Origin of the sequence: Streptomyces sp. NPDC003720 (genome assembly GCF_042875075.1) — a bacterium.
Lineage (GTDB): Bacteria > Actinomycetota > Actinomycetes > Streptomycetales > Streptomycetaceae > Streptomyces.
Genome location: NZ_JBIANZ010000003.1, coordinates 500,186 through 514,548, shown reverse-complemented (window position 1 = coordinate 514,548; position 14,363 = coordinate 500,186). Strand labels below are relative to the sequence as shown.

8 protein-coding genes and 3 tRNA genes are annotated in these 14,363 nt (G+C 73.3%); 6 read left to right on the top strand and 5 right to left on the bottom strand.

What is annotated here, in order from left to right; all coding sequences use genetic code 11:
- Positions 1 to 8: 8 nt before the first annotated feature.
- Entirely contained in the window at positions 9 to 3,626 is a 3,618-nt protein-coding gene (locus tag ACFYU0_RS11210) for a S8 family serine peptidase (RefSeq protein WP_389299704.1), read from the bottom strand.
- 981 nt (positions 3,627 to 4,607) lie between these two features.
- Between ACFYU0_RS11210 and ACFYU0_RS11205 the strand changes: the two genes are divergently transcribed.
- A complete protein-coding gene (locus ACFYU0_RS11205) occupies positions 4,608 to 5,645 on the top strand; it encodes a rod shape-determining protein (protein WP_351659694.1) in 1,038 nt (345 codons plus the stop codon).
- A gap of 291 nt (positions 5,646 to 5,936) precedes the next feature.
- On the opposite strand, the gene ACFYU0_RS11200 is transcribed toward ACFYU0_RS11205, so the two are convergent.
- On the bottom strand, positions 5,937 to 6,944 hold the full coding sequence (locus ACFYU0_RS11200) for an anti-sigma factor RsbA family regulatory protein (RefSeq protein WP_389299700.1): 1,008 nt from the start codon (positions 6,942 to 6,944) through the stop codon (positions 5,937 to 5,939).
- Positions 6,945 to 7,095: 151 nt separating this feature from the next.
- Between ACFYU0_RS11200 and ACFYU0_RS11195 the strand changes: the two genes are divergently transcribed.
- Entirely contained in the window at positions 7,096 to 7,791 is a 696-nt protein-coding gene (locus ACFYU0_RS11195) for an ANTAR domain-containing response regulator (RefSeq protein ID WP_389299698.1), read from the top strand.
- 375 nt (positions 7,792 to 8,166) lie between these two features.
- Here ACFYU0_RS11195 and ACFYU0_RS11190 read toward each other — a convergent pair.
- The 3 genes from ACFYU0_RS11190 to ACFYU0_RS11180 form a co-directional block, all read right to left on the bottom strand.
- Positions 8,167 to 8,240 (bottom strand) — tRNA-Ile (locus ACFYU0_RS11190).
- Positions 8,241 to 8,416: 176 nt separating this feature from the next.
- A tRNA-Asn gene (locus ACFYU0_RS11185) sits at positions 8,417 to 8,489 on the bottom strand.
- A gap of 6 nt (positions 8,490 to 8,495) precedes the next feature.
- Positions 8,496 to 8,568: transfer RNA gene (locus tag ACFYU0_RS11180), tRNA-Asn, on the bottom strand.
- A gap of 160 nt (positions 8,569 to 8,728) precedes the next feature.
- Between ACFYU0_RS11180 and ACFYU0_RS11175 the strand changes: the two genes are divergently transcribed.
- From ACFYU0_RS11175 to ACFYU0_RS11160, 4 genes are all read left to right on the top strand, one after another.
- A complete protein-coding gene (locus tag ACFYU0_RS11175; RefSeq protein WP_351659688.1) occupies positions 8,729 to 9,034 on the top strand; it encodes a YtxH domain-containing protein in 306 nt (101 codons plus the stop codon).
- 64 nt (positions 9,035 to 9,098) lie between these two features.
- Positions 9,099 to 10,553 (top strand): FGGY family carbohydrate kinase, encoded by a 1,455-nt coding sequence (locus ACFYU0_RS11170; RefSeq protein WP_351659686.1) that lies wholly within the window; start codon positions 9,099 to 9,101, stop codon positions 10,551 to 10,553.
- 130 nt (positions 10,554 to 10,683) lie between these two features.
- On the top strand, positions 10,684 to 12,417 hold the full coding sequence (locus tag ACFYU0_RS11165) for an ABC transporter ATP-binding protein (RefSeq protein ID WP_389299694.1): 1,734 nt from the start codon (positions 10,684 to 10,686) through the stop codon (positions 12,415 to 12,417).
- Positions 12,417 to 14,345, top strand: coding sequence for an ABC transporter ATP-binding protein (locus ACFYU0_RS11160; protein WP_389299691.1), 1,929 nt, complete (start codon positions 12,417 to 12,419; stop codon positions 14,343 to 14,345). The genes ACFYU0_RS11165 and ACFYU0_RS11160 overlap by 1 nt, the downstream gene beginning before the upstream one ends.
- Positions 14,346 to 14,363 lie beyond the last annotated feature (18 nt).

Below are 14,363 nucleotides of genomic sequence, written 5' to 3'. Positions count from 1 at the left end.
CGCGACGGCTACCGCACCCCCACCGCCCGGATGATCTCCTGGGTGACCGAGCCGCCCTTGTCGTCCCGGGCCGAGGCGCGCAGGGAGACCTGGGCGGCGTCGCGGGGCACGGTCAGGGTGCCGTGCCAGGAGGCGTTCCGGTCCGCGGTGAGCGGGACCGTCCGCCAGGTGGCGCCGCCGTCGTAGGACACCTCCAGCCTGCCGCCGCCGAGGGTCCCGGTGCCGGCGGCCTTCGCCACGTACGAGGCGGCGATCCCGACCGGTACGCGGTGCCCGGCGGGCACCGTGCCGGCGAGGTCGGTGCCGACGTCGAAGGCGAGGTTGATCAGCGGCAGGTAGGTCCAGCGGTCCTCCGGGGTGGACGCCGACCGGAACGTCCACTCGCTGTGGCCCTTGGTGCCGGGCTTCCACAGGCCGGGGTCGAGGGCGGTGTCGGTGACCACCTTGTAGGTGTGCTCGTCGGCGGGCGCGTCCCACACGTAGGCGCCGGAGCTGGTGCGCCGGTCGACGAGCGTGCCGTCCAGGTAGACGGCGGTGGTCTGGGTCATCCCGCTGCCCTCGCTCCACACGTCGCCGAAGCCGGTGTGGTCGGGCCCGGAGTCGCCCCAGCCCGGGGCGTTCAACTGCATCTGGTTGCCCGCGCGTTGCTGCCCCCAGCCGAGCCCGGTGCCGAGCCACGGGTGCCACACCGGGCGGAACCAGTTCAGCTCCTGCCGTGATCCGCCGTCGTAGCGCACCAGTCCGCTGCGCTCCTCCAGCGCCCCGTCGCGTGCGGTGACGGACTCGTGCCAGAGCTGGCCGGGGCCGGTGGAGACGTAGTCGGTGCGCTCGGAGGGCAGGTCGACGCGCTCCTGGAAGCCGAGACCTATGGGGAAGGTGCCGGTGACCGAGTACCGGAACTCGCCGCCCCCGATCGGCTCCGCGGCGTGGAACCGGCTGTGCACGGTCGCCAGTTGACGCCCCGAGGGCGCGTACGTGAGGTCCCGGTCCGGGATCGCGCCCGGGTGCCCCTCGGACAGGTCGTACACGTACGGGGAGTTGCGGGTGCCGGTCATGTCCACCTTGCCCGCCGCCCGCAGCCGGGCCGCGTCCGCCGCGCTCACGGTGGCGATCTGCAGCGGCCGGTCGGCGTTGTCGTCCGTGCCCCACCAGGCCATCAGCCGGCCGGGGGCGTCGTCCGTGACGAACAGCGCCCTGGCGCCCGCGTCCTGGGCCGCCTGGGCCAGCGCGGCCGGGTCGGCGCCGTCGGCCAGGTGCGCGAGCACCGCCCTGCCCCCGACCCCAGTGAGCGGCCCGTCGCCGACGTCGGTCAGCGGCAGTCTCGTGCGGCCCTCGATCAGCGAGCCGCCCGCCTGCACGGTGGCCTCGCCGATCCCCCTGACCTCCAGCAGCGGCTTGGCGAGCCGCCACACGGTCCGGTACTCGAAGGCGCCCTCGGCGACCTTCGCGGTCGGCGCGGCGAAGACGCTGTCGTAGGTGAGCGGCACCTGGACGGCGCCGAACAGGTCGGCGCCGTTCGCCGTCCGGTCGTACTCCATGAGCAGTTGCCGCGTCTCGGTGCGCCGGCGGACGTCCGCCTTCACCTCCCGCAGCTTCCGGCCGTCGAGGGTGACGTCCCGGTCCCGGTCGAGGGTGATCTCGGGGGCGGCGAGGAAGCCGAGGCCGAGCGAGTCGGCGCCGTGGCCGCCGCGCACGTCGAGGAAGGAGGTCAGGCTGTACGTGCCCGGCTTCAGCCGCAGCTTCAGGGTGCCGGAGTCACCGACGTGGGCGGGCTGGGCGTCCTCGCCCGCGGCCAGCCGCTGCACGGCGAGGTCGGCCGCGGTGGCCGCGCCCGCGCGGTCCTTGACGTGGACGGTGAGCGTGTACCGCTCCTCCTCCTTGACCAGCCCGAACACGGTGTGCGCGACCGGGGTGCCGTCGGGCGCTGAGGCCACGATCTGCCCGCCGCTCTCACCGACCGGGGCCTTCGCGCCGTCACCGGTGACGGTGGTGGAGGCGGTGCCGTGCGCGGGGACGCTCAGGGCGGGGTCGGCGAGGGTGGCGACGCCCTCCGGCCCACCCTCGACGGCCAGCGTCAGCCGGATGTCCGCGTCGGAGGAGTTGCGGTAGGTGAGGGTGCGGGTGACCGGCTTGTCCGCGTCGTACGGCCAGGCGTGGAAGCCGAGGTCGGCGCTGCCGGTGGCGGTGACGTCGGCCTTGACGGCGTCCGGCACGCTGACCCGCCCGGCGCCCAGCACGTACGGGGACGCGTCCAGCCGGGTGGAGGTCGACATCAGCGCGTCCTTCAGCCGGGCGCCGGACCAGTCCGGGTGCGCCTGGGCGAGCAGCGCGGCCACCCCGGCGACATGCGGCGTCGCCATGGAGGTGCCGCTCATCGAGGTGTACGGCCCGTCGCCCTCGGTGAGCCGGGAGCGGGCGGCGAGGATGTCGACACCGGGCGCGGAGAGGTCCGGCTTGAGGGCGTTGTCGCCGTACCGGGGTCCGGCGCTGGTGAAGTAGGCCGCCTGGTCGCCGGAGTCCACCGCGCCGACGGTGAGGGCCGCGTCGGCGGCGCCCGGCGAGCCTATGGAGGAGGGCGCGCCGGTGTTGCCGGCCGCGACGACGAACAGGGCGCCGGTCTCCGCGGAGAGGGTGTCCACCGCCTGCGCCATGGGGTCGGTGCCGTCGCTGGCCTCGGTCGAGCCCAGGCTCATGGAGATCACCCGGGCGTGCACGTCCCGCGCCGCCCACTCCATGCCCGCGATGATCTGCGACTCGCTGCCCGAGCCCTGGTCGCTGAGCACCTTGCCGACCGCGAGGGTGGCCCCGGGCGCGACGCCCCGCTCCTTGCCGTCGGAGGCGGCGCCGCTGCCGCCCACGGTGGAGGTGACGTGGGTGCCGTGACCGTTGCGGTCGGCGACCTCCTCGCCCTCGATGAAGCTCCGGCTGTCGGTGACCCGGTCCTTGAGGTCGGGATGGGTCAGGTCGGCACCGGTGTCCAGCACGGCGACCTTGACGCCCTTGCCGGTGAGGCCCGCGTCCCAGGCGGACGGTGTCCCGATCTGGGCGTTGCTCTCGGCCATGTCGGCCTTGACGCGCCCGTCGAGCCAGACCTTGTCCACGCTCCCGCGCCGGGTGAAGGACCGCCAGAAGGCGCGCCCCCGGGCGGCGTCGACGGCGGCTCCGCGCAGGCTGGGCAGCGACCGGGTCCGCTCGGCGCCTGCCGGGGTGGCGGCCCGAGAGCCCTTGCCGTAGGTCACGATGAGCGGCAGCGCGTCCGCCTTGGCGTCGGTGAGCCCCTGCCGGATGAGCCCGCTCACGTCGAACAGCCGCCGGTCCAGGCTGCCGGCCCGCAGGTACGGCCGCGCCTCGTCCGGTACGACGGTGATCTCGCCGCCGTTCACCTGGGTCCGCACGGCTCCGGTGGCCCCTCGGGGCCGCCCCACGGTGACGGTCTTCCTCCGCTGCCCCAGGTCCGTGACGGTCACCTTGTCGCCGGTGACGAGGGTGACGGTGGTGGCGGTGTCCGGGGTGCGCCGTGCCGCGGTGACGGCCTGCTGCGCGACCGCGGGCCCGTTCGGCAACAGGGCGATCACGAGCCCCGCCGACAGCAGGGCCGCCCCTCGTCTGACTGGTCCTCTGGTCATCCACGCCTCTTCTCGTGTCGAGCGCGTCGAGTGCTGGGACGAGTGTCATGTGCCGTGTGGTGCACGGGTGTTGACCGGTCGTGGCGGAAAGGCGTCCTGGCGGCTTCCCGCCAGCGACGGCCCCGGCGGGCGGCGGAATCCGGGACAACCGCCGGCGGCGGGCGCGGGACGATGGCGCGGAGGGCATGCAGCGGATTGCCGCCCGGCTGTGCCGTGCACCGAGCGGCGGGGCGGCGCGTCCGTCCAACGCCCGCGTGAGTGGCGGGCGTTGCGGCCCTCCGCCTCGGTGGGACGGCACCCGCCTCACGACCCGGACCTCGGGAGCCTCGCCGTCCGGCGGCCGGGTGGAGCGAGGGCGATGAGCGGAACGGCTCGTACGGAGAGGCCACGAAGCGGCGGGTCGCGTCGAGACCGGACGCGGTGCGCGCGCCGACGGCGAGGGCCGCGCAGTCCCGGACGGACGGCGTGGCGTGCAGGAGCAGCGGCGCGGCAGTGCCCGGAGGGCGACGGCGAGCCGCCCGGCCGGGCACCGCCCGCGCCGGGGCCGGCGCGGCGCGCGGCGGGATGGAGAGGACGTCGACGACGAGGAGCGGTGTGCTGCCCCGCACGACGGGTCCGGCCGGCGGACCGAGCCGACCCTCCGGCCCGCCGAAGGGGAAGTGCCCGGGTCACCGGGTCGGTGCAGAGGCGGTGACCCGCCGGCACGGGGCGGGCCACGGCCCGCGGATCGTCCCGGCGGTCCGTTCCGCTCCCCTGCCGGGTGGAGCCGGACCCACCCCGGAAGCGGACACCGGCGGCAGCCACTGAGGGCGCGACCCCGAGGAGCGGGACCCGCCCGTCCGGCCCGCCGCGCCGGGGACGACCCGTTCAGCGGTGCCCCGCCCGGCCCCCTCCCGCAGGCGGGCCGTCGGCGTCACCCGGAGAGTGGGGAGGAAGCCACCGTCCGGCCTCCAAGGCCCTGCGCACTCGGGAGGATCCGCCGTGACCGTCAGCCTGGAGCAGTTGCGTCGCTGTCACTTCGCCGTCGACCTGGGCGCGGCCCGTACCCGGGTGTATGTGAAGGGTGCCGGGATCGTCGTCGACCAGCCATCGGTCGCGGCCGTGAACACCCGGACGGGCGCGCTGATCGCGGTGGGCGAGTTCGCGGAGCAGATGACGGGGCGGACGCCGGGTTACATCAAGGTCGTGCGGCCCGTCTCCGGCGGCACGGTGGTCGACATCGAGATGGCGCAGCGCATGCTGCGGCAACTGATCGGCGAGAAGGTGCGCCGCGCCCTGCGCCGCAAGCCCCGGCTGCGGGCGGCGGCCTGCACCCCGCACGACGCGGACCCGCTCGCCCAGCGGGCGACGATCGAGACGCTGGTCGGGCTCGGGGCGCGCCGGGTCGAGCTGGTGGACACGCTGATCGCGGCCGCGGTGGGATGCGGACTGCCGGTGGAGCAGCCCGAGGCGACGATGATCATGGTGTGCGGGGCCGCGGCCACGCAGGTCGCCGTGCTCTCGCTCGGCTCGCTCGTGACCGCCGAGCGCATCCCGGTCGGCGGGGAGGCCGTCGACAACGCGATCGTGCAGCATCTGCGGCTCGAGCACCGGCTGCTGCTGCCCAGCCAGGCGGTAAGGCCGCTGCAGGTCGCCCTGTCCGGCAGCGGGCTCACCCCGGACGGGCCGGCCCTGACGGAGATCCACGGGCGGGACGTGGTCACCGGCCTCGCCCGCAGCGTGCGGGTCAAGACGGCGGCCGTCCGCAACGCCATCCAGACCCCGCTGACCTCGATCCTCGACGGCATCGGCAAGGTGCTGCGCGAGTGCCCGCCCGACCTGGTGGCCGACCTCGCCGACCGCGGGATCGTGATGGTCGGCGGCTCCGCCCTGCTGCCCGGCCTGGACCAGATGCTGCGTCAGGCGACCGGCGTCCCCGTGCACATCGCGGAACGGCCGGAGCTGTGCGCGGTCCAGGGCCTCGGCGCGATGCTGGAGGGCAACGTCGAGCCCCTGGTCCTGAACCCGCGCGCCGCCTGACCGGACCCGGCCCGCCGGTTCCGCGGGGAAGGCCCCGCACGGAGGTCGACAGGGCGGCGCGGGAACGGGACCGACGGCCCCGGCGCGCCCTAGGTCGTGTCCGCAAAGTCGCGTCGTTCGCCCGCAGGGCGGGCGTCGCGGCGTCCGTGCGTGCTCTGAAGGGTCCCCCCGGCCGAAGGCTGGGGGAGTGCCGGCCGGATGCCCTCGTACTGGGTGTACTCGGGCTTTCGGCCGGTGCGGCGAGAGGGCGTGCCGGGCGTCGTGACGCAGACGCGACTTCGCGGACACGGCCTAGCGCGCGAGGTAGCTGCGGATCGTCGTACCGGACGCGGCCGTGTGCGTGCGGACCAGGTCCGACAGGAGGTTGACCAGGAGCAGTCCGCGGCCGCCGCTCCGGCCGTGGGCGGCGGGACGGTGGCCGGTCAGCGGGTCGGTGATGCGGCCCCGGTCCCGGACCTCCAGCAGCACATGCCCCTCCTCCGCCCACAGCGTGAGCGCGCCCGTGCCGCCGCCGTGCACCACGCTGTTGGTGGTCAGCTCGGCGGCGATCAGGGACAGGTCGTCGAGCCGCCGGCCGGTCAGGCCGAGCCGGCCGCCGTGTTCGGTGACGAGGTGCCGGGCCCTGGCGAGGGAGCCGCTGCCGTAGGTGAGGGCGAGGACGGTGGGCCCGGGTACCGGCGTGAGCGGCAGCGGCTGGTTGTAGCGGGCGACGACGCCCTCGGGGTCGTAGGCCTCGCTGGGGCGGGGCTCCGTGCTGCCGGGCGGAATGACGACGGGGTGGGTGGCGTGGGCGTCGGCGAGCGCCCGCTCGTCGAGGCGCGCCGAGTCGTAGGGGCACAGGACGGTGACCTCGCGGCCCAGGAACGCCGCGTTGACGAGCGCCTCGAACTGGGCGCAGGCGGGGTACTCGGCGGCGCTGCGGCCCGCCCACACCGGCTCGCCGACGATGCGCACGGGCCTGCCGGGCGGTCTGCCGTCGGCGAAGGCGTGCAGCACGCCGGGGATGATCCGGCCGGGGTTGCGTCCGGCCTCCCGCATGTCCAGGCACCGCACGGCGTCGGCGTCGGCGCCCAGCGCGTCCCGGATCAGCCGCAGGTTCTCCCCTGGCACCGCCACCGCGACCGGCTCACCGGCGGCCAGGGCGGCGCGCACGAACGGCACGGTGCCGGCGAGGTACTGCTCGGCGTCCGCGTAGAAGAGGGCGGGGTGGGCGAAGGGCCGGGGGCCGCGGTCATGGCATCGGCGCGCCCGGGCGGTCCGCCGCGGGCAGGCGGTGCGGCGGCGGCCGTCGGGGGCCACGCCGGCTCCGGCACGCTCACGACACCTCCCTGCGGCACTGGGATCACGGGCCCCAGTATGCGCCCCGGCGCCACCGCGCGGGGGTGTGGGGCCCGGGCGGCGAGGGCAGGCGGGGATATACGAGCCAAGAGGACCGGAGCAGGGCGGAGACATGACCTCAGCGGCACGAGACCCCTACACCGGACGCCTTGACGCGCTGGTCGTCGAGGGTCGGACGGTGCGTGACCGGGCTTTACTCCAGGCGCGTGGAGAGGTGGTGCGCGGCGCCGCGGACACGGTGGCCAGAGCCCTGGCCGCCCTCCCGCCGGACGTCGGCCGGGTCGAAGTGGACATGAGCGAGGTGACCTTCATGGACACCTCGGGACTGGAGTGCCTGGACGTGCTCGGCGAGTACGGGCGCCGGCGCGGCGTGCCGGTCGCGGTCACCGGCTGGCGGGGCCAGCCGCGCCGGGTGCTGGAACTGGTGGGTCTGGACGACACCGACCCGCTGCCCGCCGCCCCGTTCGCCGGTTCACCCGTGCGCAACGCCTCCGCGGTGGCCCGTGAACGGGCCGAGCAACTGGGTTCGCTGCGGGCCGAGATAGCGCAGCTTCGGCACGCGATCGACTCCCGCCCGGTGATCGACCAGGCGCGCGGCATCCTGATGGCCGCTCACTCCTGCACCCCCGAACAGGCCTGGCACGTCCTGCGGGAGGCGTCCCAGCGCACCAACACCAAGCTGCGCGAGGTGGCGGGGGCGCTCATCGCGAGCACGGCGCCCGGCAGCCCGCCGCCGTCCGGGGCCCTGCGTGCCGCGCTGCGGGCGGCGGTGGCCCGCCATGTGCCGCCGTCCCCCGGCGGCCGGTGACGGCGGGGACGGCCGGCGGCGGTCAGTACGGGAGGATGCGCCCGGAGGGCGTCCTGCGGTCGATCTCCTGCCCGCGCGGGGCGGCGGGCCGGCGAATGACACGTACCCGGATACGACGGTCCATGACGCCCTCCTCCTGCCGGCGCCGCCCGCGCGGCGGCTTCCGGTAGGAGGTCCGTGCCCAGCGCAGGGCATGTCCAAGCCAAAATCACGGCAAGTCGTGACCGTTCGAGGGCTGTTGGCCGAACCGCTTGACGAATCCGAACGATTCGTCCGGCCTGCGGCGGCCGACCGGACGGCGGCCCGTTGCGCTGATCGTCGGCAGGCTCGGCCGGGCGCCGGATGGCGAGACGTTTCTGCGGGAGTAGTGCTGAGTGGGGCGGGTGGGACTCGAACCCACGGCCGACGGATTATGAGTCCGCTGCTCTAACCGGCTGAGCTACCGCCCCATAGCGGCGTGTCGCGTACAAGTGTGCGCGCCGTCTGCCGCAGCATAGCCGCTCATACGATCTCCTGCTTCGGATGGTCGGCTTCCGCGCTGCTTCCTGACCTTGAGGACTTCACCAGGTCGGCGGCGGTTCCCAGGGACATGAAAAAGGACCCCGGAGGGTCCTCGTTCAACGCGCTCCCCCGACTGGACTCGAACCAGTAACCTGCCGGTTAACAGCCGGCTGCTCTGCCAATTGAGCTACGGAGGACCGAAGCTCCCCCGACTGGACTCGAACCAGTAACCTGCCGGTTAACAGCCGGCTGCTCTGCCAATTGAGCTACGGAGGATCGCCTCGTTGCATCGAACGCACCTACCTGGGTATTCGCCAGGGGGCGCGCGCTCGCTGCGACACATACATTAGCGCAAGCAGGGGGGTGCTCCGCCAATCGGTTCTCCCCGGCGCCGACGCCGCACCAGAGACCTCAGACAAAGGGAAGGGTGGCAGCCATGCGTTACCGGCTTACGTTCCTCGCCGGAGTGGCCCTCGGTTACGTGCTGGGCACGAGGGCCGGACGCGAGCGCTACGAGCAGCTGAAGAAATCGGCTCGCCGGCTCGCGGAGAACCCCGCCGTGCGGAACACCGCGGAGACGGCCGCCCAGCAGGGCCGCCAGTACGCGGGCAAGGCGTTCCACACGGTCAGCGACAAGGTGGGCGACCGGGTCCCCGCGTCGGTGGCCCAGCGCGTGCGCTCCCTGCGCGAACGCAACGTGAACGGCGCCCCCGAGGACGACTGGGGCACGAGCAACACGTGACACTCTCGCGGCGCCCCTCCTCCCGCGGCCGAAGCAAGCCCCGCGATGCGGCAGAATTTTCGCCATGGGGATAGTCGCCGGCTTGGACAGCTCACCCGATTTCACGCGCATCGTGGTCTGCGACACGGACACCGGGGCCGTGCTGAGGCAGGGGTACGCCCCGCATCCGGTCGACACGCCGGACGGCGGCGGGCGCCCCAGTGACGTCGACCCGCAGGCCTGGCTGCTGTCCCTGGGCGAGGCCGCGGGCGGCGGGCTGCTGGAGGGCGTCCAGGCCATCGGGGTCTCGACCCAGCAGAACGCGCTGGTCCCGCTGGACGCGCAGGGCAACACCGTGCGGCCGGCTCTGGTCGGCGGGGACAAGCGGGCCCAGGTCGCGGCGGCCGACCTGGTGGACGCGCTGGGCGGCCGGGAGGCCTGGGCCCAGGCCGTGGGGTCCGTGCCGCAGGCGGCGCAGCCGGTGACCAAGCTGCGCTGGCTCGCCAAGAACGAACCCGAGAACGCGCAGCGCACCGCGGTGCTGCTGCAGGCCCACGACTGGCTGGTCTGGCAGCTTCTCGGACGGCCCGTGCGGCGCACCACCGACCGCGGCGGGGCCTCCGGCACCGGGTACTGGTCGGCGGCCACCGGCGGCTACCGGCCCGACCTGGTCGAGCTGTCCCTGGGCCACCAGGCGATGCTGCCCGAGGTGATCGGCCCCTCGGACGCGGCCGGCACCACCCCGGAGGGGCTGCTGATCTCCGCCGGGACCGGGGAGACCATGGCCGCGGCCTTCGGGCTCGGCATCGGGCTCGGGGACGCGGTCGTCTCCCTCGGCGCGTCCGGGTCCGTGATGGCCGTCCACCCGGAGGCCCTCGCCGACCAGTCCGGGATGATCACCTCCCTCGCCGACGCCACCGGCATGCACCTGCCGGTGGTGACCACCCTGAACGCGGTGCGCACCCTGCGCGGCACCGCCGAACTGCTCGGCCTGCCCGATCTGGAGAGCCTGTCCGACCTGGCGATGAAGTCGACGCCCGGGTCGCACGGGCTGGTGCTGCTGCCGTACCTGGAGGGCGAGCGGACGCCGCAGCTCCCGCACACCGCGGGCACGCTGGCCGGACTGCGGCGCGAGTCGATGAAGGCCGAGCACCTGGCGCGGGCCTCGTTCGAGGGCATGCTGTGCGGGCTCGCCGACGCGCTGGACGTGCTGCGCGGACGGGGTGTCGAGGTGCGGCGGGTCTTCCTGCTCGGCGCGGCCGCCGAACTGCCCGCCGTGCAGGCCGCGGCGCCGTCGCTGTTCGGCGCGCAGGTCGTCGTGCCGCAGCCCGCCGACTACGCGGCGATCGGCGCGGCCCGGCAGGCCGCCTGGGCGCTCGGCGTGTCGCAGGGGGCGCTCGACCCGCGCACCCCGCCGGCCTGGCACGGCGCGGCCGCGCAGGTGCTGGAGCCGGGCGAGGAACTGGCCGTGGGGCAGGCGGTGCGGCAGCAGTTCGTGTCGGTCCGGGAGCAGACCCACCCCGGAGCCTTCCGCCCGTGACGGCCCGGGCCTCCGGGTGCCGGGAGCACGCCGATGGCTTAATCGGTTGAGGTAACACGGGTGGAGTGCCCGACGATAGGGGCGAAGGGCGCATCGACCAGCCCCTGTCGCCGACTCCGAGAGACGTAGCGTGCTCATACGACTTCTGCGGACCTATCTCAGGCCCTATAGAAAACCCATAGCGTTCCTGGTGCTGCTGCAGTTCCTGCAGACCTGCGCCACCCTCTACCTGCCCACGCTCAACGCCGACATCATCGACAACGGTGTCGTGAAGGGCGACACGGACTACATCCTGTCCTTCGGCGCCCTGATGATCGGCGTCTCGCTGGTGCAGGTCGTGTGCAACATCGGCGCGGTGTACTTCGGCGCCCGGACCGCCTCCGCGCTCGGCCGGGACGTGCGCGGTGCGGTCTTCGACCGGGTCCAGTCGTTCTCCGCCCGTGAGGTGGGTCACTTCGGGGCGCCCTCGCTCATCACCCGTACGACGAACGACGTACAGCAGGTCCAGATGCTGGCCCTGATGTCGTTCACCCTCATGGTGTCGGCGCCCATCATGTGCGTCGGCGGGATCGTGCTCGCTCTCGGTCTCGACGTGCCGCTGTCCGCGGTGCTCGTGGCGGTCGTGCCGGTGCTCGGCATCTCCGTGACGCTGATCGTGCGCCGGCTGCGGCCGCTGTTCCGTTCCATGCAGACGCGGCTGGACACGGTGAACCGGGTGCTGCGCGAGCAGATCACCGGCAACCGGGTGATCCGCGCCTTCGTCCGGGACGAGTACGAGCAGGGCCGGTTCGGGAAGGCCAACGGGGACCTGACCGAGATGCAGCTCGCCACCGGCCGGATGCTCGCCCTCATGTTCCCGATCGTCATGACGGTGGTGAACGTCTCGTCCATCGCGGTGGTCTGGTTCGGCGCCCACCGCATCGACAGCGGCGGGATGGCGATCGGCGACCTGACCGCGTTCCTCGCCTATCTGATGCAGATCGTCATGTCCGTGATGATGGCCACCTTCATGTTCATGATGGTGCCGCGCGCCGAGGTGTGCGCCGAGCGCATCGAGGAGGTCCTGGGGACCGACTCCAGCGTGGTGCCGCCGGTCGCAGCGGTGACCGAGCTGCGCCGGCACGGGCATCTGGAGATCCGGGGCGCGGGCTTCCGCTATCCGGGTGCCGAGGAGCCGGTGCTGAAGGCCGTCGACGTGGTGGCCCGGCCGGGCGAGACGACCGCCGTGATCGGCTCGACCGGCAGTGGGAAGTCGACGCTGCTCGGCCTGGTCCCGCGGCTGTTCGACGCCACCGAGGGCCAGGTGCTGGTGGACGGCGTGGACGTCCGCGAGGTCGACCCGGAGCTGCTCGCCCGGACCGTCGGGCTCGTGCCGCAGAAGCCGTACCTGTTCGCCGGGACGGTCGCGACCAACCTGCGCTACGGCAATCCGGAGGCCACCGACGAGGAGCTGTGGCAGGCGCTGGAGGTGGCGCAGGCCAAGGACTTCGTCGGCAAGCTGGAGGGCGGGCTCGACGCGCCGATCGCGCAAGGCGGCACCAACGTCTCGGGCGGTCAGCGGCAGCGGCTCGCCATCGCCCGCACGCTGGTGCAGCGCCCGGAGATCTACCTCTTCGACGACTCCTTCTCGGCGCTGGACTACGCCACCGACGCGGCGCTGCGCTCCGCGCTCGGCCGCGAGACCGCCGACGCGACCGTCGTCATCGTCGCGCAGCGGGTGGCCACCATCCGGGACGCGGACCGGATCATCGTGCTGGACGAGGGACGGGTGGTCGGCACCGGCCGGCACCACGAACTGATGGCGGCGAACGAGACCTACCGGGAGATCGTGCTCTCCCAGCTGACGGAAGCGGAGGCCGCCTGATGGCCGGGCCCATGGGACGCATGATGGCCGGGGGCGGCCCCGACCAGCGCTCGATGGACTTCAAGGGCACGGGCAAGCGGCTCGTCGCCCGGTTCAGACCCGAACGGGTCACCATCTGCGCCCTGCTGCTGTGCGTGGTCGTCAGCGTGACCCTGAGCGTGCTCGGCCCGAAGATCCTCGGCAAGGCCACCGACCTGGTCTTCGCCGGCATCGTCGGCCGGCAGATGCCGGCCGGGGCCACCAAGGAGCAGGTGCTCCAGTCGATGCGCGAGCGCGGCCAGGGCCAGATCGCCGACATGCTCAAGGGCACCGACTTCACGCCCGGCCAGGGCATCGACTTCGGCGCCGTCGGGCAGGTGCTGCTGCTCGCGCTCGGCACCTTCCTGGTCGCCGGTCTGCTGATGGCGGTCGCCACCCGGCTGGTCAACCGGGCGGTGAACCGCACCATGTACCGGCTGCGCGAGTCCGTGCAGGGGAAGCTGTCGCGGCTGCCGCTGTCGTACTTCGACAAGCGCCAGCGCGGTGAGGTGCTCTCCCGGGCCACCAACGACATCGACAACATCGGTCAGACGCTGCAGCAGTCGATGGGCCAGCTCATCAACGCGGTGCTGACCATCATCGGCGTGCTGGTGATGATGTTCTACGTCTCCTGGCTGCTGGCGCTGGTCGCGCTGGTGACGGTGCCGCTGTCGTTCGTGGTCGCCACCCGGGTCGGCAAGCGGTCGCAGCCGCACTTCGTGCAGCAGTGGCGCAGCACCGGCAAACTGAACGCGCACGTCGAGGAGATGTACACCGGGCACACCCTGGTGAAGGTGTTCGGCCGGCAGGAGGAGTCGGCGCAGCAGTTCGCCGAGCAGAACGAGGCGCTGTACGAGGCCGCGTTCCGGGCGCAGTTCAACAGCGGCGTCATGCAGCCGCTGATGATGTTCGTGTCGAACCTGAACTACGTGCTGGTGGCGGTCGTCGGTGGCCTCAGGGTCGCGTCGGGCGCGCTGTCCATCGGTGACGTGCAGGCGTTCATCCAGTACTCGCGGCAGTTCTCGATGCCGCTGACGCAGGTCGCGTCGATGGCGAACCTGGTGCAGTCGGGTGTCGCCTCGGCGGAGCGGGTCTTCGAACTCCTGGACGCGGAGGAGCAGGAGGCGGACCCGGTGCCGGGCGTGCGGCCCGAGGAACTGCGCGGACGGGTGTGCCTGGATCACGTGTCGTTCCGGTACGACCCGGAGAAGCCGCTGATCGAGGACCTCTCGCTGACGGTGGAGCCGGGGCAGACGGTGGCCATCGTCGGCCCGACCGGCGCGGGCAAGACCACGCTGGTGAACCTGCTGATGCGGTTCTACGACGTCTCCGGCGGGCGCATCACGCTGGACGGGGTGGACGTGCGGCGGATGTCCCGGGACGAACTGCGGTCCGGGATCGGCATGGTGCTCCAGGACACCTGGCTGTTCGGCGGCACCATCGCGGAGAACATCGCCTACGGCGCCGCCCGCGACGTGACCCGGGGCGAGATCGAGGAGGCGGCCCGCGCGGCGCACGCGGACCGGTTCATCCGCACCCTGCCCGACGGCTACGACACCGTGATCGACGACGAGGGTTCCGGGGTCAGCGCCGGTGAGAAGCAGCTCATCACCATCGCGCGGGCGTTCCTGTCCGACCCGGTGATCCTGGTGCTGGACGAGGCCACGAGCTCCGTGGACACCCGTACCGAGGTGCTGATCCAGAAGGCGATGGCCAAACTCGCGCACGGGCGGACGTCGTTCGTCATCGCGCACCGGCTGTCGACGATCCGGGACGCGGACACCATCCTGGTGATGGAGAACGGCTCCATCGTCGAACAGGGCGCGCACGCGGAGCTGCTGGCGGCCGGCGGGGCGTACGCCCGGCTGTACCAGGCGCAGTTCGCGCAGGCCGTGGCCGAGGTGGACTGATCCGCGGCCGGGGCCGTC